Consider the following 20,902-nt stretch of genomic DNA (forward strand, 5'->3'; position numbering starts at 1 on the left):
CGCGATCAGTCAACCGGCGATGGCGTAGGCCGCGCCATCCGTATAGGGCTGTTTGCCGAGCGAGCGACGCAGCCATTCGCGCGAATCGATGGCGGTGCGAAAGCCGGCATGCAACAGGAAGTCGAGCAGGGCGTTCTGTCCCACGGCCGGTGGATGCATGCCCCATTCGCGCATGCGTTCGTGCGCGGTGTGCAGCAAGCTGTCGCGGCGGGTGGCGTGGGTGTAGTAGGTGAAGCTGATGGTGATCGAGGCGTTGTCGCCGTTCTCGACCATGTGCGGGCTGGTCGACGGCATGTACGCGCCCTGGCCCGGTTCGAGATGGAACACGGTGGCGCGTTCGCGCAGGCTGTCGTCCCAGTGCAGGCGATCGCGTTCGTGGCAGGCGTGGAAACGGTCGCGCGCTTCCTCACTGGCGGCCACCGTGTCGCGGTGATCCCATACGTAGATGGTCTTGCGGCCGCTGACCTGCAGGATGAAGTTGTGTTCCTTGTCGAAATGGAACGGGGTGACCGTGTTCGGCGAGGTGATGAAGATCCAGCCGCCGCGATAGCACATGCCCGGGTCGAGGCGGTCGACACCCGGCTTCACGTCGTCGAGCACTTCGTCCACCAGGCTGCGATAGGTGTCGTCGGTCTGCACGTTCAACAGCGACATCCAGGCCTTGGCCTGCTCGATCTGCTGCAGCGTGCTCGCCGCCGTCATGGGATTGGGGTGCAGCTTGGGTGCGGTGTTGAACGGCGTACCGGGGGTGGCGTCGCTGCTGTGCGTACGCACGCGGCCGCGCGATTCGAGGCGCTTGCTCAACTCCACCAGCGACGGCGTCTGCAGCAGCGGGTGATCCATCAAGCGATGACGCACCGCCTGGATACGCCATGGATCAAAGGTGTTCCAGTCCACCTCAATCAGCCGGTCGGCATCGGCGCTCATGGTTTCTTCCCCCTGAACAAGCGTGGTTCGCGTGGCAGCGACGTCTTATTCCATCCGGTGGTCGACGATCGCTGGTTCGGCTGCGCGGACCGCCAGCCGGTCCATCACGTCTCGATAGCAGTCCCCCGGAGCCTGTTCCGATGCGTTGTCATGCAACCGCGGTGATACATCGGGACAGGGTTAGTCTCCGTCCCGGGCGTTTTTGTGTGAATACGCCCTAAGCAGCAGTGAAGGCGCGACGAATAACGCGGTACAGCCCCGACGAAATAGGCTGTTAGGGGTAGCCATCAGGCGATCGCGCGACGGCAAAAATGGACGCGGCGATGGTTACGAGGAAAAGTGATACACAGCTGTTACAGGTTCGACTCTTGCGGCGGTTTCAAGGCGCCTGGAAGGCGAACAGCCAGAGGATGGCGCCTTGTGCCGGCGAATCGTTCCAGGTCACCGAATAGGTGCCGGCCTTGTCCACCTGTTTGATGGCCACCGCGCACTGCACACCGCTGTTCGGCGGCAGGTGCAGGTAGCTGTCGATCACCTTGAAGCCGTCGCCAGGCACGGCGCTCATGTTGTAGATGTAGGCCTCGCCCAGCCACACCGCCACCAGCGTGGCCGGGCCGGTGGTGGTGACGGTGCCGCTGCTCAGCAGCGTGCTGGTGGTGTCGGAGCCACCGACCATGCCTTGCCAGGCACGGGTGAGTTTGTTGGCTGCCCGTGCCGTCACGCCCGGCGTGGGGTAGTTCTGCGCCACGTCCTGCAGTTTTCCGGCATGCGCGATTTCGATGAACGGAATGGTGATTTCGCCGTTCGGAGAGCCGGCTTTGAGCACCTGCACGGTATGGCGCTTGCCGCCGTGGGCGCCAATGGCAATAAATGCGCGGGCGTTGAAGCGGCCGTCGTAACCGTTGTACGTGACCGGTTCGCCCACGCGTTTCCAGGTGTTGTCATAGCTGTCGGTGGGGTCGGCGCTGTTGTCCGCATGGCCGGCCACCAGCACCAGCAGCGAACTGCCGCTGTCCTGGGTGTGGATGGCGGAAGTGACCGCCGGGGAGCTGCCTTCGCCCTCCGACTGGTTGAGCATGGTGTGTGCGCCGAGCGTGGGCGGGGTCTGCATGGGTGGCACCCCATCGTCGATGGCGGCGGTGGCACAGACGGGCAGGGCCATCGCAAGAAACGTGGCGAGCAGGACCCGGTGTGCGCTGGGCGAACGAACGGGTAACGAGGAGAGACGAGCGTGCATGTGTGCATTCTCCTGTCGCAATAAGTCGATATTGTGATTCGGCATATGTCGTGTCAAGCTCGCGGCATCCGTCGAATGGACGGCCAAACGGTGCGACAAGGTGAAAGGTGCGAAGCGTGCGCCGACCTTGTTTTGAAGTGGTTCGACGCCATGGTTGAGGGACGGTGGTGACTCACGAAACCGATTTTCTCGATCTGTACCGGCGTCTCGGCCTCAATCCCGGCTGCGGCATGGCCGAGCTGAAGCAGGCCTATCGGCGCCACGTCGCAGCGCTGCATCCCGATCGCCAGCAAGGGCGTCCCACGGACGCACGCACCGCCTCGCGTCTGCAGCGGCTCAATGCGCAGTATGGCGCCGCCATGGAATTCCACCGCCGTTACGGGCGCTTGCCCGGCGCGCCGCAGGCCGCTTCGCCGGGCGCTCATTCGGGCACCCGGGAAGTATCCAGCACGGTGCGCGAGATGCCCGATCCTTTTGCCGCAAGCCGCGACGCAACGTTTTCCCGCTCGGCGGAGCAGGCGGAGCCGTCGCATGCCGCCCATCGTTCTCACGGCCGGGTCGCGCTGCTGCTGGTCATCCTGGCACTGGGTGTGCTCGGTTGGACCATGCATACGGCTTCGTTGACGGCCTCGTCCGCCAATACGGATGAGGACACCACCTCGCAACCGGGCGCCGGCAGCGTGTCGCACGAGACGGCTGGCGAAGGCGTGATGCTGCATATGGGCATGTCCGGCGACGAGGTGCGCGCGCTCGAGGGTAATCCGCTCGCCATGCATGGCGATCTTTGGGAATACGGTCCGTCGTGGATTCGCTTCGAGCATGACGAAGTAGTCGAATGGCACAGTTCGCCGTTGCATCCCTTGCATACCGAAGCGCACGCCGCCAGCGATCCCACGCCCTAACGCCGGACCGCACTGGTCGCCAGGCGGCTGCCGCAAGGCATCTGTGGTAGGCCAGATCGCCTCACGCGCTTCCACCACCCGGCGGCCAGTGCGGTCAATGACGTTCAGCGCGCCCCGCGGCCGAACAGCACCACTTCCACGGTCTGGATGAGGATGAGCAGGTCCAGCAGCAGGTTGTGGTTCTTCACGTAGAACAGGTCGTACTTCAGTTTCTCAGCGGCTTCCTCCACGGTGGCGCCGTACGGATAGCTCAGCTGCGCCCAACCGGCGAGACCGGGCTTGAGGCAGTGACGCAGGCTGTAATAGCGGATCTGCGTCGCCAGGTCCGCCACGAACTGCGGGCGTTCCGGGCGCGGACCGACGATGCTCATGTCGCCCTTGAACACATTCCATATTTGCGGCAGTTCGTCGATGCGCAGCTTGCGGCTGATGCGTCCGACACGAGTGACGCGGTCGTCGTTCTTGGAAGCCCAGCGGGCCACGCCGTCGCGCTCGGCATCGGTGCGCATGCTGCGAAATTTCAGCAGCAGGAAGGTGCGGCCATGGGCGCCGACGCGCTCCTGGCGATAGAGGATCGGCTGGCCCGGACCCGATTCGATCATGATCGCCAGCGCTTCGAGCAGCATCAGCGGCCAGGCCAGCAGCAACAGCAGGGCGGCGGCGCTCAGGTCGAAGCAGCGCTTGCTCAGCTGGCGCAGCGGGGTGGCATTGAAGCCGCCGGAGAACACCAGCCACGACGGGTCCAGGATGGTCAGCTGCAGGCGGCCGGATTCGCGCTCGAAGAACGAGGTGAGATCGGTGATGGTGATGCCCATCTGGCGGCATTCGAGCAGATCGTCCATCGGCATGTGGCCGCGACGGTCGTCCACGCCGACCACCACTTCATCGATCTGCTGGCGCTGCACCAGCACCTGCAAGGGCAGGTTGGTGCGAATGAGGTGATCTTCCGGCACCGCCACCACCTCGTCGATGCGCGGCACATAGCCGACCACGCAGAATCCGCGGCGATCGGTACGGCGGCGCATCTGGTTGTGGATCTGCGCGGCGCGATGGCCGGCGCCCAGGATCAGCACGCGGCGCTTCAGCGCTTCGACTTCCACCAGGTGCAGGAACAACATGCGCACGCCCAGCACCAGCACGAAACCCAGCAGCAGGGCGATCGCCAGCACGCCACGGCCGACATAGGCCTGCGGCACCACGTAGTAGCCGACCACCAGCAGGATGCCGCCCAGCGCGAACGCCACGAACTGGCGGGCGAGCAGCCCGAAACGGGTCATGCGGATGTGCGCCTGGTACTGGCCCAGCGCAACCATGCCGATCACGATGATGGTGGCAAACACCATCGAGCGTTCGGGCATATGCACGGTGAACTCGGCGAGTTCATCGGCGTTGTGCCCGTAGCGGATGTAGGTGGCAAGCGTCAGCGATATAGCCAGCAGCATCAGTTCGCAGATGCCGAGCAGGACTAGCCAACGCATCGATTGCCGGCGCAGAAAACGTAGCATCCAATCCCCCTTACTTCCCCGATAGGGCCACACTCCTGTGGCGCGATTGAGGCTATCGCGGCGTGTTCGTGTGTGTCGATGCAACTTACGGCGGACCGACGGCACAGTCTGTTCGGCTGTCTCAGGGGTGTTACATCCCGACTGACGGACACGACGACTCGCGCGACAGCGCAGGGGCGTGCCAGATCAGACGTGGTGCAGCGAATGACCCTTGATGTCGTGCGCCAACGCCAATGCACCCAGCCAACCGACCGGCATGGCCAGCGTGGAGAGGCGGCACGCGGTTGCACCTGCCGTGTTGGCGGGTGGCTCGATCGCAACGTCGATGCTGGCCTCGATGGTGGAAGGCGCGACCCGCAGGCCGACGCCAAAGGCCTTGAGCAACGCTTCCTTGCGCGTCCACAGTTCCAGCAATGCGCGGGCCCTTGCGTCGCCTTCCAGCGACGCCATGGCGGCGGCTTCCGTTGCGCTGCACAGCACGCCGGCGATCTCGTGCAGGTTGCTGCGTGGTGGATAGCCTTCGATATCCACGCCCACCGCCGCGCCCCGGGCGATCGCCACGGCCACCATGGTGCCGCTGTGGCTGAGGCTGGTGGCGAAGCCGGTGCCGGGAAGCAGCGGTTGTCCGTCGGGAGCGCGCGACAGCACCACCTGCGCGGGGTCGACGTCCAGCGCGACGCCCAGCGCCACCCGCCAGAACGCATGCGCAATGGTGTAGGTGTGATGGTCGAGCGCGTGGCGAAAGCGCGATGCGCGCTGCGCTTCCTGGCAAGACAGCAAGTCCGCCGCGTCGCCGCGCAACGACCACCAGGGCGCGCTGTCGAACACGATGACGCGCGCTTCTTCCGCGCTGGGCGGCGCAAAGCCGCAAGCGCGCAGCGCCGCAGCTACGCGGTGCGTGAAGCGGGAAAAAGTTGCCTGTTGGAGCATGGCCGAGTGCATTCCGTTGTCTCGTCTGCTGGTCAGATGAATCCGGCGATCAGCAGGGCGCGCAGCTCATCGGCGAGCCGGAGGCTGAGGGCCACGATGGTGAAGGTCGGAAACGCCCAGCCCCCGGTGGGGAAGACCGAGCTTCCGGCAATGTGCAGGTTGTCCATGCCGTGCACCCGGCAGTCGCGATCCACCACGCCCATGGAGGGATCGTCGGACATGCGGGTCGTACCGATGTGGTGGGCGGTGCCGTGGATCTCGGGCTTGCTGCCGTCTTCATCGGCCAGCCAATCGGCCAGCTCGAAGCGGCCGTTGCACGATCGCGCCAGTTCGCTGCCGAACAGCGTGGCGGTGGTGCGGTAAGTGTGGTGGTCGAGCGGCGTGAGCCTCCAATCCACCTGCACTTTGCGCTGGCCGAGCGCGTCGGTGTCGTCGCTTAGCGTGATGCGGCTTTCCGGATTGGGCGCCTGTTCGAAATAGCCGACCAGTTCGACATGGCTGTTGCTGACGGTCGGACGATCGGTGAGTTTGTAGACCAGCGCCTTGGCGATATCGCCGACGCCCAGGCCGAGCTTCAAGGCCGTCAATCCGAGGCTGTTGGGTGCGGCGATCAATTCACCGGCAGGTGCATTGCGCAAAGCCTCCGAAAGCCGGGCCTCCAGCAAGGCGTTCTCGTCCTGCACGGTCTTGCGCATGATCGTGCGCAGTTCACGCAGGGCCCGGATGCCGCGGGGAAGCGGCCCCTCCACGCCGAAGGGATGCACACGGCCGTTCAACACGCGTTGCGAACGCTGGTAGTCGGGCGACAGTGCGATCTCCGGGAACGACTGCGGGGCGTTCTTGCCGCGCAGGCGTTCATAGGGCCGCGTGACGCGTTCGGGATCGTCGGTGCTCAAGGTGCCGATGATGCCGCTCGGATGGTCCATGAAGTAGCGGCCGACCACGTCGTGCTGGTTGCCCAGTCCTTCGGGCACCACCGAATTGGAGAGCAACAGCAGGCGCGCGTTCTCGATGCCGCCGGAAGCGAGCACGTACTGGCGGGCCCGCACCGCGCTGCGCTGCCCGCCCAGCGAACCGATCAGCGCTTCCTGCACGTGCGCACCGTCCGGCGACGGCATCAGTTCCAGCAGGTTCGCGTGCAACAGCACCGTGATGTTCGGCGCGCGGTCGAGGATGTCGCGGTACGCCTCGCCGAACAGGATGCCGCAACGCGCGAACAGCTGGTTCACCAGCTTGTCGTCGTCGAAGGAGAGCAGCGGTCGCGCCGTGGGCGCGGTGAACGTGCCTTCGGTGAAGCCGATGTCGCCCAGCTGGCAGAACGAGCGGGCGCGGGCGTAGTACGGCTCCAGTTCCTCGTAGTTGATCGGCCAGCCGCTGTGCGGCACCCAATCGCGCTGCTTGAGGTCGTCGCTGCTCAGCGGGATGCAACCGCCGCCCCACAGATTGCAACTGCCGCCGAACACGCGCATGCGCGAGTTGCCTGGATCGAACTCCACCGGACCGGTCGAGCTGCCTTCGTACAAGGCCTGGCTGCGCTGCTCGCCGCTGAGGCCGCCGCTCTCGAGCAGGCAGACCCGCACCGACGTGCCGATGAAACTGTGAGCGATGGCAATACCCGCGGCGCCTGCACCGACGATACACAGATCGGCTTCCACATCCGCGGGATGCGCTTCACTCAAGTAGTCGATGATCACACCAACCCCCTAGGGATCCACGTTCTTCACAACAGTGTTATTCCGTGGATCAGATCCGGCGCAACGCGCAGTCGCTCCGGACTGGGGGTGGCCTTAGTCGATCACACGCGGTAGTACTCCCGGTACCAGCGTACAAAGTTGGCCACCCCAGTTTCTACCGACACCTGCGGCCTATAGCCAACGGTCTGTATCAGGTCGGTTACATCGGCCTCGGTGTCGGGAACGTCGCCCGGCTGCAGCGGCAGCATCTCCATGATGGCCTTGCGGCCCAGGTTCGATTCGAGTACTTCGATGTACTGCAGCAGTTCCACCGGACGTTCATTGCCGATGTTGAAAAGACGATAGGGCGCCACGCCGCTGCTGGCCGGATCGGGTTGGTTGCTGTCCCAGCGTTCGTCGATCGGCGGCACTTTGTCGAGCGTGCGGATCACGCCTTCGACGATGTCGTCCACATAGGTGAAGCTGCGCTTGTGCTTGCCATGGTTGAACACGCGGATCGGCTCGCCGGCGAGGATGGCGCGGGTGAACAGGAACAGCGCCATGTCCGGCCGGCCCCACGGCCCGTACACGGTGAAGAAGCGCAGGCCCGTGCTGGGAATGCCGTACAGATGCGCATAGCTGTGCGCCATCTGCTCGTTCGCCTTCTTGGTGGCGGCGTAGAGCGTCAGCGGGTGCTCGGCGGACTTGTGCTCGGAGAACGGCATGGCCGTGTTGGCGCCGTACACCGAACTGGTGGAAGCGAACACCAGATGTTCCACGCCGTGATGGCGGCATCCTTCCAGCACGTGCAGGAAGCCGATCACGTTGCTGCTCGTATAAACGTGCGGATTTTCCGCCGCGTAACGCACGCCGGCCTGGGCGGCGAGATGGATCACCCGCTGCGGCTTGTGCTCGGCAAACGCCTTCTCCATCGCCGCACGATCGGCAAGATCGGCGTGGATGTGGGTGTAGCCCGGCATGTCCGCGAAGCGGGCCAGGCGCGCCTTCTTCAGCGTGACGTCGTAGTAGTCGTTGAGGTTGTCCAGGCCCACCACCTCGTCGCCGCGCTCCAGCAAGCGCTGGGCGACGTGAGAGCCGATAAAACCTGCCGTACCGGTAACCAACACTTTCATGATGCTTGTTCCTTAGAGCCGACCGTCGACCGCTTCGCGCGGCAGCACGTATTTTACGTCGTAGACCACCGATGACGGCTTGCCGAACGCACGGATGCCGGTCGCGCCCAGCGCCGTGAACTGACGATGGCCCACGGCAATGATGACCGCGTCGTAGTCGCCGTTATTCGGCGCTTCGATGGGTTTGAGCGCGTATTCGTGTTCGGCCTCGTCACCGTTGACCCACGGATCGTGCACATCGACCTCGGCGTTGTAGCCGCGCAGCGCGTGCACGATGTCGACCACGCGCGTATTGCGCAGGTCGGGGCAGTTCTCCTTGAAGGCCAGGCCCAGCACCAGGATGCGCGCGCGCACCGGGTTGATGCCCTTGCGAACCATCAGCCGGATCACTTCGCTGGCCACGTAGGGGCCCATGCTGTCGTTGGTGCGGCGGCCGGCCAGGATCACGTCCGGATGATGTCCCACTTCCTGCGCCTTGTGCGTCAGGTAGTAGGGATCGACGCTGATGCAGTGCCCGCCGACCAGGCCGGGACGGAACGGCAGGAAGTTCCATTTGGTTCCCGCCGCCTGCAGCACTTCGAGCGTGTCGATGCCGAGCTTGTTGAACAGGATCGAAAGATCGTTGACCAGGGCGATGTTGAGGTCGCGCTGGGTGTTCTCGATCACCTTGGCGGCCTCGGCCACCTTCAGCGAGCTGGCCTTGTGCGTTCCGGCGGTGATGATCGAGCCGTACAGGCGATCCACCGTGTCGGCGGTGTCGGGCGTGGAGCCGGAGGTGACCTTGAGAATGGTGGTGACGCGGTGCTGCTTGTCGCCCGGATTGATGCGTTCGGGGCTGTAGCCCGCAAAGAAGTCGCGGTTGAACACCAGGCCCGAACCCTTCTCCAGCAGCGGCACGCACACTTCCTCGGTGCAGCCCGGATACACGGTCGATTCGTAGACCACGATGTCGCCGCGCTTGAGCACCTTGGCCAGCGTTTCGCTGGCGCGGATCAGCGGCGTCAGGTCGGGGCGCTTGGCCGAATCGATCGGCGTGGGCACGGTGACGATGTAGATGTTGCGGTCGGCCAGGTCGGCCAGTTGCGAGCTGAAGCGCAGTCGATGCGCTTCGGCCAGCTCCTCGCCGTTCACTTCCAGCGTGTGGTCCACGCCGTTGCCCAATTCGTCGATGCGGCGCTGGTTGATGTCGAAGCCTACGGTGTCGTAGTGCTTGCCGAATTCCACGGCCAGGGGCAGGCCGACGTAGCCGAGTCCAATGATGGCGAGCTTGGTGTCTTGCAGATTTTGCATGCCGTTCTTCCGCTGTCCGTTGGCGAGGGCGTGGATTCCACCCGCAGGGTATCCGATGGATCACCTGTTGGAGAACGACCGAGCTGCCCCTGTTGATGCATGCGCGCAACGCGTCACGCAAGAGCGCGGACCGTTGCAACGGGCAAAAGGCTAGCAGGGTCGTGCTGGTTTTCCGCTAGGCCAGAGGATGCTTGTCGGATGGCGTATGTGGCGATGCGACGCCGTGCACCGGTGGCGCTTTCGATCGCGGTGATGGACGAAAGCAGGCGAGGGCGCGATGCTCGGCGCGCCGGTGTCAGGTGGCCGGCGCCGCGGTCCGCAGCACGGGCATCGGCCGGGGAAGACGGTCAGACAAGACGGCCGGTCCAGCAAGATATTGCGAAGCGCCCCCGCGATTGTCAAATCCATCGACCCGGCACCTCTCCCTCAAAGCAAGGGCGGCGGCCCGGGTTTTTACGGGGTGGCGCGTGTATCCCTGCCTGAAAGGCTGAACATATCCGGCTCGACGCGGTCCGTTGGGTTGGCCGGTCCGCCCATCCGCCGAATGGCCAGTGTGTCGCGCCCGAGCCGGCCGTCTAACCGTCCAAGATCGGTTTCTGATACGGTCGTGGCGCTGTCGATCGAGGGCGTACTGGCACCGGGCGCTGCCGATAGGTAAAGGTCAGGGAAAACGATGCTGCTGCAGGTTCCACACGTGTTGAATGTTGGCGCGAGCGCCCAGCCGTCACGGGGCGCCGGCCTGTCGTTCGATGGCGATGGCTTCCCGCCGGAACCGACCGGCGTGCGCTGCCGCCAGCCATGCCGGAGGTCGGACCCATGACAGCCGCACGGGGCCAGCACAACGACGACTTTCCGCAGTTGTTGCGGCGCGACCCCTCGCGTGCGTTCGCCATGGTGCAGGTGCAGGCGCTCGCTGGCGACTGCGCCTCGCGGCTGGCGTTGGGCCAGATGTTGCTGGAAGGCATCGGTTGCGAGCGCAACGCCGCCGAGGCGCGCTACTGGTTCCAGCAGGCGGCGCACCAAGGCGAAGCGGTGGCCATGAACATGCTGGGACGCTGCCTGGAAAACGGCTGGGGCGGCCACGTCGACCATGCCCTGGCCGCTGTGTGGTATCGGGAATCGGCCGAGCACGGCTCGGAAGGGGGCATGTACAACTACGCCCACCTGCTCGCCAGCGGCCGCGGCGTGAGCGCGGATCGTGCCGCGGCATTCCACTGGTTCACGCGGGCGGCGGAGGCCGGGCATGGCCGTGCCATGCATTCGCTGGGGCAGTACCACGAACACGGTTGGGAAACCGAGCCCGACCTCGAACGCGCCCGCGAGCTGTATCGCCGTTCCGCGGAGAAGGGCGACTACCGTGGCCAGTGCTGCTGGGCGGCCGTGCTTACCGAGCAGGGGCACATCGACGAGGCCTGCGAGCTGCTGCGTTGCGTGCTGGCCACCGCACCGGCGTCGTTCGTCGAATCGCTGCGGGAAGAATTGCGCCAATCGCAGCATGCGCAGCTGCGCACCCTGGCGGCCTCGACATAAAAAAACGCACCCCGCCAACGACGGGGTGCGCTCGATATGCGAGGCAGGCTTTCAATACGCCGGGTCAGGCCCAGCCGTTGTCGTCGAAGCCGCCGTCGTTGCCATCGTCGAAGTCGCTGGACGACGAGAAGTCGTTGTTGGAAGCGAAATCGTCGCGATCGCGGTTGTCGTCGAGGCGATCATGGCGGTCGTCGTTGTTGTAGGTGTTGTTCTCGGTGATGTTCTCGATCACGGTCGGCTGGCCACCGCCGCCGCCGAAGAAACCGCCGCCACCACCATGATGGCCGCCGAGCAGGCTTTCGATGCCGTCGAACAGGAACATGCCGCCCGCCACACCGGCGGCCGTCGTTGCGGCCTGCGACAGGAAACTCGGTGCAGCAGCGGCCGGTTGTGCCGGCGCGCCACCGAACAGACGGTCACGCCAGCTCGGTGCGGCCGGCGGAGGCATGGCTTGCTGCGGCGACACCGGCGGCGGCACCGCGCCCCAGGCCGGCGGCTGGCCGCCGAGGAAGCTGCCACCGCCTTGCTGCGAAGCAAGCTGGGCCTGCAGCTGCGAGATCTGCGCCTTGGCAGCGTCGAGCGCCTGCTGCTGCAACAGGCTGCGCTGCACCAGCAGATAGAGCGCGTCCGGCTGGTTAGACAGCCGCTGGTAGATCAGCGCATCGGCCTGCGGGTCCTTCGACACGCTGCCGGCGGCGGCGAGGCGCTGGAGAAAATCATCGAGTAGCTGTTGTTCCTGCGGGGTCATGACAAACAAATCTCCAAGGGACGGCGGATGACGATCACTGTGGCGCTCGTTTTCTTCGGCGTGCAGTGCCGAAAGTGTGCCCGCCACGCCCAACATCAAGGGCCATGTCGCTGTCGTTTTCCTTGCAGTCAGCGAATGCGCAAGCTCTTTCGACGGGAGATTCGCGCGCCGCTCGCATGATTGCTGACGCGTGCTGTCAGCAATCATGCGCCTAGGTCGGTTTGCATGGTGGGCTTCGCAAGGGCCTGCAGGCATCATGACATCACTGTTCCTTTGCGATGGCCCCATGTCCCCACGTTCAACGATTGGTCCGGTCGCGCTGGCGATCGGCGTGCTGTTGATCAGCATGGTCTCGTACCAATGCGGCGCCTCGCTGGCCAAGCACCTGTTTCCGTCCGTCGGCGCGCAGGGCGCGACCGCGTATCGACTGGGACTCAGTGCGCTGATCCTGCTGTTGTGGCGTCGTCCGTGGCGCCGCCTGGGAGACCGGCCCAACTGGGGCGCGCTGTGGGCCTATGGACTGTCCATGGGCGCGATGAACCTGGTGTTCTACATGTCGCTGCGCACGATTCCGTTGGGCATCGCGGTGGCGCTCGAGTTCACCGGCCCGCTGGCGTTGGCGGTGTTCAGTTCGCGGCGCCTGCTCGACTTCGTGTGGATTGCGCTGGTGATCGTCGGCCTTGCCTTGTTGCTGCCGCTGGGTGCATCGACCAAGTCGCTCGATCCGGTGGGCGTGATGTACGCGCTGGCCGCCGGTCTGGGTTGGGCGCTGTATATCGTGTTCGGCCGGCGGGCAGGGGATGCGCATGGTGCCGATGCGGTGACCTGGGGCACCTCGATCGGCGCCTTGCTGGCGATTCCGTTCGGTGTCGCGCACGCTGGCAGCGCGCTTCTGTCGCCCGCGTTGCTGCCGTATGCGCTGGGCGTGGCGCTGCTGAGTTCGGCGCTGCCCTATTCGCTGGAGATGATGGCGTTGACGCGACTGCCTACCCGCACCTTCAGCACCTTGCTGAGCCTGGAGCCTGCCGTGGCTGCCGTGGCGGGCGTGGCGTTGCTGAGTGAGCGGCTGAGCGTGCTGCAATGGCTGGCCATCGTCGCCATCATCGTTGCTGCCGCGGGCACGGCCTTGAGCGCACGCCGGCCCGCCATCGCCGAGCCGCCCTTGGCCAACTGATGCTGCGCGAACGCCGCGCCACACATCCGATGACTGCGGGAAGCAGCAGCTAGCGCGATCTCATCAGCGTTGATCGGAACGTTGCCATCACATTTGCGCCAACCCTATGGTGTAGCATGCAATGGCAAGTACTTTCTCGCCTCGCGCGTGAGGTGTGGTGAAGCCACACGCTTCGCTCCCCTATCACATGTGCCCCGGAGTTTCGGGGACGCCCCTGGGAGCATCCATGCCAGGTTATGCCACCCGTCACGAACGTGTTCCCGTTGGGGGGCACGTCTATCGTTTGCGCGTGCTCAGCGACAAGCAGCAGTTTTCCGATCACGACGGCCACAGTTCGCGTCTGGGTATTTCCTCCGCCCAATGGAGCCTGTTCGGCCAGATTTGGCCGTCCGGACGTCTGCTTGCACAAGCGATGCACCGCTTCGACATTGACGGCAAGCGCATCCTTGAACTGGGTTGCGGGATTGGACTGGCCAGCCTGGTGCTGCAGCGGCGCGGCGCGGATGTGGTGGCCTCGGACATGCATCCGCTTTCCGAGCCGTTTCTCGCCTACAACTCGGCGCTCAACGAGCTGCCCTCGGTGCATTATCGCCAGCTTCGCTGGGACGTTCCGCTACCGACGCTGGGCCATTTCGAATTGATCATCGCCAGCGATGTGCTTTACGAGCCCGCCCATTCGCAGTTGCTGGCTTCCGTCATCGAGCGTCATGCCGCTCCCAATGCCGAGATTCTGGTGACCGATCCCGGGCGTGGCCACAGCGCACGCTTTAGTCGACTGCTGGAAGCGCAAGGATTTGAATTGACCGAAACACGTTGTCCCATGGACGATCAGGACGCGCCGCCGTACCGCGGCAATCTCCTCTACTATTCCCGCAACGGCGCAAGGGTGGTGGTATGACGGAGCCGCGACCTGCCTCGAAGAAGGCCAGCTGCGCCAGCTGCGATGCGGTGTGTTGCCGCCTTACCGTGGTGCTGCAACCGGAAGACAGGATTCCCTCGCATCTCACCACGCAATTGCCCAGCGGGCTGCACGTGATGAAGCACGACGAGGACGGCTGGTGCGTCGCCATCAACAGCACGCGCATGAACTGCGGAATCTACGAAAGCCGTCCGGCCATCTGCCGCCGCTTCGTCATGAACGGTCCCTACTGCAAGGCAGTACGCTCCGACTATTTCGAAGAGCGCGCCGCCGCGGCTCAGCAGGCATAGCAACAAGCCTGGGCATCGCGCAGGCTCGATCTTTCCACCCACGAAGCTGTCGATAGTGCCCGGTGCATCCATCGCCAGCGATTGAAACCACGAGGACTCCCTTGGCAAAGCCGAACTATTCCTTCGAAAAGCGTCAGCGCGAGATCGCGAAGAAAAAGCAGCAAGATGAAAAGCAGGCCAAGAAGAAGGCCGCGCGCGATGTGCCGGTGTCGGAAGAACCGATCAAGCGGTGACGTCCATCCAGCGCCTGGCGCTTGCCGTTGCCGGCGGGCGCTGACCTGGTGGCGCGCGACAGGCCAAAAAAAACCCGGCTCAAGGCCGGGTTTTTCAGCAAACCGGAACGGAGGTCAGATGACCTGCACGTTCTCGGCCTGCAGGCCGCGCTGGCCCTGGGTCACGATGAAGGACACGTTCTGGCCTTCCTGCAGGCTCTTGAAGCCCTGCGACTGGATCGCGCGGAAATGGACGAACACGTCCTCACCGCTGGAACGGCTGATGAAGCCAAAGCCCTTGGCGTCATTGAACCACTTCACGGTACCGGTTTCGACTTGAGACATGATTTGCTCCTTGGAACGAATAAAGCCGCTTAGCGGCGGAAAAGCTGGTCACAAGGAGGAAACGGGTGCAACGGTGTAGGTAACTTCAATCTACAGCATCGGGCCACAATTCGTGGTGACCCTTGAAACTCAGCCCGTGCACAGTAGAGGCCACAGCCTTAAAAAGCAAATGAATAATGTCCCGGCCGTTCACCTGGGCGCCTGGCGGCAGTGCCTTGGACGGTTTTCACTCGGGCATTCGCGCACCTGTTCGAGACGCTGCGGCGCTGCCGGAAAACATAACAACCATGCCGGCAATAGGGAGTATGGTGGATGAGGTGTGGCATCTCGCAGGCGAGCCTTCGAGTCGATCGCGCCTATGTCGTGGATGCTTTCCGGTTAGGGATCGCGTCATGAGTCCATGCAAGTTTCTGACATCTGGGCAATGGGCAATGCTGCGTCACGTTGCACTTGCCTGTCCGTTGCCTCTGAGGGCGGTGGGTCGTCGTTTCGATCTGCGCTGCCTGCTTCAAGAAGGGTTTGTCTCCGTCAAGGACGCGAAAGTGTGTGCCACACGGACGGGAATTGAGGCTCTTTGGTATCACTGCCTGCACTAAGTCGTGATCGATCGGTTTTTTTGCAGTCACCGTTGTGCCTGGCCACGTTCAGGCGCGCACCTGCCACCTTCCAAGGAATTCCCATGAAGCAACCCACTGAGCCGCTTTCTCTGGCTCGCATCCACGACGTCTACAGTGGAACTTCCGTCAAGCGGGAGTCGAGTGACAAGAAGCTCAGCTATCAGACGACGCAGCGTTTTGCGCGCGAGGCAGGTCATACTGGCCTGGCGCCCGGCAAGCCGCTCGCTCCCAATACGCGCCATCGCCGTTAACGACAACGCGTCGCGACGGGGCGGACGGTCCGCCGCCTGATCGGGTTCGCTGCGGTCCAAAAGAAAACAGCGCTTTACGCCGCGAGGCATAAAGCGCTGTTTTGTTTTCAGGAGTTGGTGGAGCCAGGGAGGATCGAACTCCCGACCTCGTCATTGCGAACGACGCGCTCTCCCAGCTGAGCTATGGCCCCACACGAGCGGCTAATGCTACCAGCCGGCTTCGGGCTTCGCCAAGCCCCCGCACAGACGGCGGCCCGTATCTTCTGCCTTGTGGGAGCGCACTTGTGCGCGACCGCGGCACATCGGCGCGCACCAGTCGCGCGCCAGTGCGCTCCCGCACAGCGTCACCGTTTCAGGGAAGCAGGCGGCTCAACGGCTCGAGCAGGATCTGTCGACGCCAGCCTTCGAGGAACTCCGGCCACTGCGCCGTGACGACGTATTCTTCCAGCACCTTGCGCGGGCACAGCAGGCCGGCGGGAAGATCCAGCTCGCCGGCGAGTTTGTCCACGCAATCCTTCATGGCGGGCAGGGCGCGCTTGGCTTCCCCCTGCGGCGATTCGGGAATGCTCTGGGTGGCGTCGATTTCATCGGCGTCCACCGGGTTGAGCAGCACCGTCAGCAGTTCGGCGCGCTGCGGCGAACGCAGGGCGCGCTGGCCGCGCGTGCGGCTGTCGAGTTCGGCCGCGGTGCGCGGTACTTGTTGCACCAGGCTCATCGCGGCGGCGTCCTCGAGCAGCCAGGGGCGTGGGCGGTCGAGCGTGCGGGCCGACTGGTCGCGCCACAGCAGCACGCGACGGAGCAGGGCGCGCTGCTCGGGACTCCATTCGGAGGCGCTGCGGAACGTGCGTTGCGGCTGCGGGTCGCCCTCGCGGTAGCAGGCGCGTTGCTTGAGGCGTTCGCAGTCTTCCGCGTGCCATGCCACGCGATCGCGCTGCATCAGTCGCTCGGCCAGTTGTTCGTGCACCGGCTTGAGGTAAACGACGTCCAGCGTGGCATAGGCGCGCTGGGAATCGGTGAGCGGCCGTTGCAGCCAGTCCGAGCGCGTTTCGCCCTTGTCCAGTTCGACACCGGTCAGCTCGGCCACCAGCGCGCGATAGCTGATCCCCAGGCCCATGCCGACGAAAGCGGCGGCAATCTGCGTATCGAACAGCTGGCGCGGTCCGTTCGGCAGGAACGGCGACAAGGCTTCCAGGTCTTCGCTGGCGCTGTGCATGACGGTGACGGCCGTGCCTTCGCCGATCGACGGCTGCAGCGCATCGCCGATCTCGAACGCAACCGGGTCGACCAGCGCGTAGCGGCCGTTCCAGCCCAGCTGGATCAGCGCCAGTTGCGGATAGAAGGTATTCCGGCGCATGAATTCGGTGTCGAAGCCCAGCGCCGCATCGCCCGGCAGTTCCGCCAGCCAGGCCTGCAGGTCGTCGCGCCGCTCGATCCATGCGGCGTCGGGCGCCAGGGAGGTTTCTAGATGCATGCGTATTCCTGAGCCGGGACTTATGCACGCGTGCATTGTCCTGACATCGGTTTGTGCCTATGGTTTAGATCGCCCACCATAGCAGGCTGCCCAGGGACGCCCAACATGCCGAGCAAGGAAACCGTACGACGACAACGCGCCTTCGGCGGCACCTTGGGTGTCGTGCTGCTGGGGCTCGCGCTCGTCTACCATTTCTTTCCGCGCGTGTTTCACGTCGAGCCGTCGACGTCCCCTGCGCATCGCGCAATGAACCTCGGCCCGGTGACCTCGGTGGCGCCCGCCCCGATGGGGCAACTGCCCGAACCTTCCGAGGTGGATGCGGGCCCGCCGCTCACCCTGGCGCCCACCGACGTGGTGGTGGCCCGACTCAGCAAGAAGAACACCAACCTGCCCGAACAGCTCAGCGCGGATACGCCTGAGGTGGAGGCCCTGATCACCCGCGCCGACAAGGCCCTCAAGGCAGGCCAGCTTGCCGGCGGCGACGGCAGCGCGGTGGCGCTGTACGAGCAGGCGCTCAAGCTCAAGCCCGATAGTCGCCGTGCGGCGCAGGGTTTGTTCGAAGTACGCGTGCGCCTGGTGGCGGAGATCAACCAGAGCCTGGCCGTGGGCGATGCCGAAGCCGCCGACGATCTGCTCGACACGCTCAAGCTCATTCCCGACGCCGCCGACGACGTAGCGCTGTTGCAGGCCAAGCTGAAAACGCTGTCGCAGGTTCGGCCATTGCTGGCCAAGGCCGCCACCTTGCTGCAGCAGGGCAATGCCGACCAGCCGAAGGGCGACAACGCGCTGGAACTCTACCGGCAGGTGCAGCAGCTCGATCCCGATAACGCCGTTGCGGCGCAGGGCACGCTGCAGGTGCAGCGCGTGATGCTCGACCGCGCCCTGGCCGCCGTGGCCCAGAACGATTTCAAGGCGGCCGACCAGGCGTTGGCGGATGCCGCCCAGGTGGCACCCGATTCCCCGGCGTTGCGTGACGTGCATACGCGCGTCGACGGCATGCGCCAGGCACGCGCCAACGGATTGCTCGGCCAGGCCCGTTCCGCGCTGGATTCGGGCAATCTCACGCTGGCCCAGCAACTGGCCGAGCAGGCCAAGGCGATCAGTCCCGACCTGGCTGGGCTCACCGAATTCGGCGAACGCCTGACCAATGCGCGCCTGTACGCCAGCTACAAGCCCGGCCAGTCCTTTACCGACCGTTTCGTGGATATTCCGGGGCAGACGCCCTCGATGATCGTCATCCCCACCGGCAGCTTCCAGATGGGTGCGCCCGACAACGAAGTAGGCCGGGAAGACGACGAGACGCCGCAACACGAAGTGACCATCGGCAAGGGCTTTGCGCTGTCGCGCACCTCCGTCACGGTGGGGCAGTTCCGCGAATTCGTCCGCGCCAGCGGCTACCAGCCCGACTCGGTCAAGCTGGGCGGCGCCAGCGTGTATGACGAAGGCACCGGCGCCATGCGCGACGACAGCAGCGCGGGCTGGCAGGACGACTATGCCGGGCGCAGCGCCGACAGCCGCATGCCGGTGGTCAACGTCTCCTGGAACGACGCCAAGGCCTACGTGGATTGGCTGAGCCAGCGCACCGGCAAGACCTATCGGCTGCCCAGCGAGGCGGAGTTCGAGTACGCCCTGCGCGGCGGCACCAGCTCGCGCTATTGGTGGGGCGACGGCACGCCAAGCAGCAAGGTCGAGAATCTCACCGGCTCCGGAGACCGGTCGCCCAGTGGTCGACGCTGGAGCAATGCCTTCCAGGGTTATCGCGATGGCTACTGGGGGCCGGCGCCGGCGGGAAGTTTCGCACCCAACGCCTTTGGCCTGTACGACATCGACGGCAACGTCTCCGAATGGGTGCAAGACTGCTGGCACGACAGTTATCTGCGTGCCCCACGTGACGGCAGCGCCTGGGTCAACCCCGGTTGCGGCTCCCGCGTGGTCCGCGGCGGTTCGTGGGGCAGTTCGCCGGAGCAGGTGCGCTCGGCCTATCGCCAGGGTGCCGATGCCAACGTGCGCAGCGGACGTGTGGGTTTCCGGGTGCTGCGCGAGTTGTAAATCGCCCGGCGCCGAGGGAAGTCCTGGTTGTTGCTGCCTGCGCCTGGCGACCTGTCATCCCCGCTTGTGCTGCGCCCCGCGCGAACCGTAAAATGGTCTGCTTTCGTGTAAGGGAATCATCGACTTAGGGGCGGAGCGCCCGGAAGCCGGCGGGCGGGGAGTAAGGGTTTTTCCACCTGTATCTCCTTAGAAATCCGATGCTTGCGGACACTTCCTCTTGTTAGTTCTGATGCGAAAGTGGCGGAATTGGTAGACGCACTGGATTTAGGTTCCAGCGGGTAACCCCGTGAGGGTTCGAGTCCCTCCTTTCGCACCATCCCTTTGGTTTTTCCTTTTTGAAGGCAGCCTTCGAGCTGCCAGGCGCCTGTGACGGGCGCCCTTACCGGTACACCAGGAGACGTCATGCAGGTTTCGGTTGAAAACGTCGGCAAGCTCGAGCGCAAGCTCACGGTGAAGTTCCCCGCGGAGCGTTTCGAGTCGCAGGTGAATGCTCGCATCGCCGAAATGGGTCGCACCGTGCGCCTCAAGGGCTTCCGTCCGGGCAAGGTGCCCACTGCAGTGATCCAGCAGCGCTTCGGTGACCAGGTGCGCGGTGAAGTGCTCTCCGACCTGATCGGCAGCACGCTGCGCGAAGCCGTCGCCCAGGAAAACCTGCGTCCGATCGCCAACCCGGCCATCGATACCACCGGTCGTCCGGTCGAGGGTGAGATCGCCTATACGGCCACCTTCGAAGTGATGCCGGAATTCCCGGAAATCGACGTTGCCACGCTCGCCGTGACCCGTCCGGTCGCCGAAGTGACCGACGCCGACATCGAGAAGATGATCGAAACCCTGCGCCAGCAGCGCCGCAGCTTCGAAGAAGTGGACCGCGTCTCGGCCGAAGGCGACTTCGTGATGTTCGAATACTCGGCGCAGGCCGGCGACTACCGCTTCCCGGCCGAAGGCCTGGAGCGCGCCGGCAGCGTGCTGGGTTCGGGCAACCTGTTCAAGGCGCTGGACGACGTGCTGACCGGCCGCAAGGCGGGCGATGCATTCGACGCCGACGTCGAGTTCCCGGCCGATTTCCGCAACGAGAGCCTGGCCGGCAAGACCACCCAGTGCCACTTCAGCATCATCAAGGTGCAGGAGCCGAAGCTGCCGGAAGTGAACGGCGAATTCGCCGAGCTGTTCGGCATCACCGACGGCGACCTGGAGAAGTTCCGCAAGGAAGTGCGCGCCAACCTCGAGCGCGAGCTGAAGGCCACCCTGATGGCCCGCCTGAAGTCCGAAGTGGCCGAAAAGCTGGCCGATTCGCACCCGGACCTGGACGTGCCCAACGTGATGGTGCAGTCCGAAGCCCAGGCGCTGGCCCAGAACAGCATCCCGCGCGGCCAGCAGGTTCCGCCGCAGCTGATCGACGCCGCCACCCCGGTCGCCCGCAAGCGCGTGATCGCCGGTCTGCTGATGGGTGAGATCGCCCGCAAGCAGGCCCTGGTGATCGACCGCAGCCGCGTGGCCGAGCAGCTGGCCGCGATCGCCTCGACCTACGAGGAGCCGGAAAAGGTCATTGAACTGTACAATCGCGACCCCCAATTGATGTCTGGGCTGCAGAACCGCGTGATGGAAGACCAGGTCGCAGAGTGGGTGGCGGATCACGCCTCCACCACTGTGCAGAATCTTGGCTTCGACGAGGTGATGCGCCCGGTCAACGCCTGAGGCA

19 protein-coding genes and 2 tRNA genes are annotated in these 20,902 nt (G+C 64.8%); 10 read left to right on the forward strand and 11 right to left on the reverse strand.

The window, feature by feature from the left end; translation table 11 throughout:
* Positions 1 to 9: 9 nt before the first annotated feature.
* Positions 10 to 927 carry a cupin-like domain-containing protein gene (locus tag ISP20_RS08760; RefSeq protein ID WP_204635653.1) on the reverse strand — a complete coding sequence of 306 codons (918 nt, stop codon included), beginning with the start codon at positions 925 to 927 and terminating at the stop codon, positions 10 to 12.
* Between the two features lie 379 nt (positions 928 to 1,306).
* Positions 1,307 to 2,164, reverse strand: a complete 858-nt coding sequence (locus ISP20_RS08765; protein ID WP_204635654.1) for a hypothetical protein — start codon at positions 2,162 to 2,164, stop codon at positions 1,307 to 1,309.
* 167 nt (positions 2,165 to 2,331) lie between these two features.
* On the opposite strand from ISP20_RS08765, the gene ISP20_RS08770 reads away from it, so the two are divergent.
* Entirely contained in the window at positions 2,332 to 3,066 is a 735-nt protein-coding gene (locus tag ISP20_RS08770) for a DnaJ domain-containing protein (RefSeq protein ID WP_204635655.1), read from the forward strand.
* A gap of 104 nt (positions 3,067 to 3,170) precedes the next feature.
* On the opposite strand, the gene ISP20_RS08775 is transcribed toward ISP20_RS08770, so the two are convergent.
* The 5 genes from ISP20_RS08775 to tviB form a co-directional block, all read right to left on the reverse strand.
* Positions 3,171 to 4,571 carry a TIGR03013 family XrtA/PEP-CTERM system glycosyltransferase gene (locus ISP20_RS08775; protein WP_239535449.1) on the reverse strand — a complete coding sequence of 467 codons (1,401 nt, stop codon included), beginning with the start codon at positions 4,569 to 4,571 and terminating at the stop codon, positions 3,171 to 3,173.
* Between the two features lie 186 nt (positions 4,572 to 4,757).
* On the reverse strand, positions 4,758 to 5,501 hold the full coding sequence (locus ISP20_RS08780) for a 4'-phosphopantetheinyl transferase family protein (RefSeq protein ID WP_204635656.1): 744 nt from the start codon (positions 5,499 to 5,501) through the stop codon (positions 4,758 to 4,760).
* A 32-nt stretch (positions 5,502 to 5,533) separates the two neighbouring features.
* Complete coding sequence (locus tag ISP20_RS08785; RefSeq protein WP_204635657.1) at positions 5,534 to 7,195, reverse strand: GMC oxidoreductase; 1,662 nt, start codon at positions 7,193 to 7,195, stop codon at positions 5,534 to 5,536.
* A 101-nt stretch (positions 7,196 to 7,296) separates the two neighbouring features.
* Positions 7,297 to 8,307 carry an NAD-dependent epimerase gene (locus ISP20_RS08790; protein WP_204635658.1) on the reverse strand — a complete coding sequence of 337 codons (1,011 nt, stop codon included), beginning with the start codon at positions 8,305 to 8,307 and terminating at the stop codon, positions 7,297 to 7,299.
* A gap of 12 nt (positions 8,308 to 8,319) precedes the next feature.
* Positions 8,320 to 9,597: a Vi polysaccharide biosynthesis UDP-N-acetylglucosamine C-6 dehydrogenase TviB gene (gene tviB / locus ISP20_RS08795; RefSeq protein WP_204635659.1), complete on the reverse strand. Its 1,278-nt coding sequence runs from the start codon at positions 9,595 to 9,597 to the stop codon at positions 8,320 to 8,322.
* Between the two features lie 816 nt (positions 9,598 to 10,413).
* Here tviB and ISP20_RS08800 point away from each other — a divergent pair.
* Positions 10,414 to 11,127, forward strand: coding sequence for a tetratricopeptide repeat protein (locus ISP20_RS08800; protein WP_204635660.1), 714 nt, complete (start codon positions 10,414 to 10,416; stop codon positions 11,125 to 11,127).
* 64 nt (positions 11,128 to 11,191) lie between these two features.
* Here the strand turns inward: ISP20_RS08800 and ISP20_RS08805 are convergent, their stop codons facing one another.
* Complete coding sequence (locus ISP20_RS08805) at positions 11,192 to 11,875, reverse strand: DUF2076 family protein (RefSeq protein ID WP_204635661.1); 684 nt, start codon at positions 11,873 to 11,875, stop codon at positions 11,192 to 11,194.
* Positions 11,876 to 12,161: 286 nt separating this feature from the next.
* On the opposite strand from ISP20_RS08805, the gene ISP20_RS08810 reads away from it, so the two are divergent.
* From ISP20_RS08810 to ISP20_RS21720, 4 genes are all read left to right on the forward strand, one after another.
* Entirely contained in the window at positions 12,162 to 13,049 is an 888-nt protein-coding gene (locus ISP20_RS08810; protein ID WP_204635662.1) for an EamA family transporter, read from the forward strand.
* 226 nt (positions 13,050 to 13,275) lie between these two features.
* Positions 13,276 to 13,947, forward strand: a complete 672-nt coding sequence (locus tag ISP20_RS08815) for a class I SAM-dependent methyltransferase (RefSeq protein ID WP_204635926.1) — start codon at positions 13,276 to 13,278, stop codon at positions 13,945 to 13,947.
* Positions 13,944 to 14,258: a YkgJ family cysteine cluster protein gene (locus ISP20_RS08820; RefSeq protein ID WP_204635663.1), complete on the forward strand. Its 315-nt coding sequence runs from the start codon at positions 13,944 to 13,946 to the stop codon at positions 14,256 to 14,258. The genes ISP20_RS08815 and ISP20_RS08820 overlap by 4 nt, the downstream gene beginning before the upstream one ends.
* Positions 14,259 to 14,359: 101 nt before the next feature.
* Positions 14,360 to 14,491 carry a hypothetical protein gene (locus tag ISP20_RS21720; protein ID WP_275586778.1) on the forward strand — a complete coding sequence of 44 codons (132 nt, stop codon included), beginning with the start codon at positions 14,360 to 14,362 and terminating at the stop codon, positions 14,489 to 14,491.
* A 114-nt stretch (positions 14,492 to 14,605) separates the two neighbouring features.
* Here the strand turns inward: ISP20_RS21720 and ISP20_RS08825 are convergent, their stop codons facing one another.
* Positions 14,606 to 14,815, reverse strand: a complete 210-nt coding sequence (locus ISP20_RS08825; RefSeq protein ID WP_204635664.1) for a cold-shock protein — start codon at positions 14,813 to 14,815, stop codon at positions 14,606 to 14,608.
* Between the two features lie 679 nt (positions 14,816 to 15,494).
* Between ISP20_RS08825 and ISP20_RS08830 the strand changes: the two genes are divergently transcribed.
* Positions 15,495 to 15,683, forward strand: a complete 189-nt coding sequence (locus ISP20_RS08830; protein ID WP_204635665.1) for a hypothetical protein — start codon at positions 15,495 to 15,497, stop codon at positions 15,681 to 15,683.
* 115 nt (positions 15,684 to 15,798) lie between these two features.
* On the opposite strand, the gene ISP20_RS08835 is transcribed toward ISP20_RS08830, so the two are convergent.
* Both ISP20_RS08835 and rnd read right to left on the reverse strand, forming a co-directional pair.
* Positions 15,799 to 15,874, reverse strand: a tRNA-Ala gene (locus ISP20_RS08835).
* 161 nt (positions 15,875 to 16,035) lie between these two features.
* Positions 16,036 to 17,154, reverse strand: coding sequence for a ribonuclease D (gene rnd, locus ISP20_RS08840; RefSeq protein ID WP_204635666.1), 1,119 nt, complete (start codon positions 17,152 to 17,154; stop codon positions 16,036 to 16,038).
* Positions 17,155 to 17,259: 105 nt separating this feature from the next.
* Between rnd and ISP20_RS08845 the strand changes: the two genes are divergently transcribed.
* From ISP20_RS08845 to tig, 3 genes are all read left to right on the forward strand, one after another.
* On the forward strand, positions 17,260 to 19,203 hold the full coding sequence (locus ISP20_RS08845; protein ID WP_204635667.1) for a formylglycine-generating enzyme family protein: 1,944 nt from the start codon (positions 17,260 to 17,262) through the stop codon (positions 19,201 to 19,203).
* Between the two features lie 231 nt (positions 19,204 to 19,434).
* Positions 19,435 to 19,519, forward strand: a tRNA-Leu gene (locus ISP20_RS08850).
* 86 nt (positions 19,520 to 19,605) lie between these two features.
* Positions 19,606 to 20,898 (forward strand): trigger factor, encoded by a 1,293-nt coding sequence (gene tig, locus ISP20_RS08855; RefSeq protein WP_204635668.1) that lies wholly within the window; start codon positions 19,606 to 19,608, stop codon positions 20,896 to 20,898.
* Positions 20,899 to 20,902 lie beyond the last annotated feature (4 nt).

The sequence above is a fragment of the Dyella kyungheensis genome (assembly GCF_016905005.1).
Taxonomy (GTDB): Bacteria; Pseudomonadota; Gammaproteobacteria; order Xanthomonadales; family Rhodanobacteraceae; genus Dyella; species Dyella kyungheensis.

What these genes read in the sequence shown, in the direction of transcription:
- ISP20_RS08760 (WP_204635653.1), bottom strand. Translation starts at nt 927, where the DNA reads ATGAGCGCCGATGCCGACCGGCTGATTGAGGTGGACTGGAACACCTTT.
- ISP20_RS08765 (WP_204635654.1), bottom strand. Translation starts at nt 2,164, where the DNA reads ATGCACGCTCGTCTCTCCTCGTTACCCGTTCGTTCGCCCAGCGCACAC.
- ISP20_RS08775 (WP_239535449.1), bottom strand. Translation starts at nt 4,571, where the DNA reads ATGCTACGTTTTCTGCGCCGGCAATCGATGCGTTGGCTAGTCCTGCTC.
- ISP20_RS08780 (WP_204635656.1), bottom strand. Translation starts at nt 5,501, where the DNA reads ATGCTCCAACAGGCAACTTTTTCCCGCTTCACGCACCGCGTAGCTGCG.
- ISP20_RS08790 (WP_204635658.1), bottom strand. Translation starts at nt 8,307, where the DNA reads ATGAAAGTGTTGGTTACCGGTACGGCAGGTTTTATCGGCTCTCACGTC.
- tviB (WP_204635659.1), bottom strand. Translation starts at nt 9,597, where the DNA reads ATGCAAAATCTGCAAGACACCAAGCTCGCCATCATTGGACTCGGCTAC.
- ISP20_RS08800 (WP_204635660.1), top strand. Translation starts at nt 10,414, where the DNA reads ATGACAGCCGCACGGGGCCAGCACAACGACGACTTTCCGCAGTTGTTG.
- ISP20_RS08805 (WP_204635661.1), bottom strand. Translation starts at nt 11,875, where the DNA reads ATGACCCCGCAGGAACAACAGCTACTCGATGATTTTCTCCAGCGCCTC.
- ISP20_RS08810 (WP_204635662.1), top strand. Translation starts at nt 12,162, where the DNA reads ATGTCCCCACGTTCAACGATTGGTCCGGTCGCGCTGGCGATCGGCGTG.
- ISP20_RS08815 (WP_204635926.1), top strand. Translation starts at nt 13,276, where the DNA reads ATGCCAGGTTATGCCACCCGTCACGAACGTGTTCCCGTTGGGGGGCAC.
- ISP20_RS08820 (WP_204635663.1), top strand. Translation starts at nt 13,944, where the DNA reads ATGACGGAGCCGCGACCTGCCTCGAAGAAGGCCAGCTGCGCCAGCTGC.
- ISP20_RS08825 (WP_204635664.1), bottom strand. Translation starts at nt 14,815, where the DNA reads ATGTCTCAAGTCGAAACCGGTACCGTGAAGTGGTTCAATGACGCCAAG.
- ISP20_RS08830 (WP_204635665.1), top strand. Translation starts at nt 15,495, where the DNA reads ATGAAGCAACCCACTGAGCCGCTTTCTCTGGCTCGCATCCACGACGTC.
- rnd (WP_204635666.1), bottom strand. Translation starts at nt 17,154, where the DNA reads ATGCATCTAGAAACCTCCCTGGCGCCCGACGCCGCATGGATCGAGCGG.
- ISP20_RS08845 (WP_204635667.1), top strand. Translation starts at nt 17,260, where the DNA reads ATGCCGAGCAAGGAAACCGTACGACGACAACGCGCCTTCGGCGGCACC.
- tig (WP_204635668.1), top strand. Translation starts at nt 19,606, where the DNA reads ATGCAGGTTTCGGTTGAAAACGTCGGCAAGCTCGAGCGCAAGCTCACG.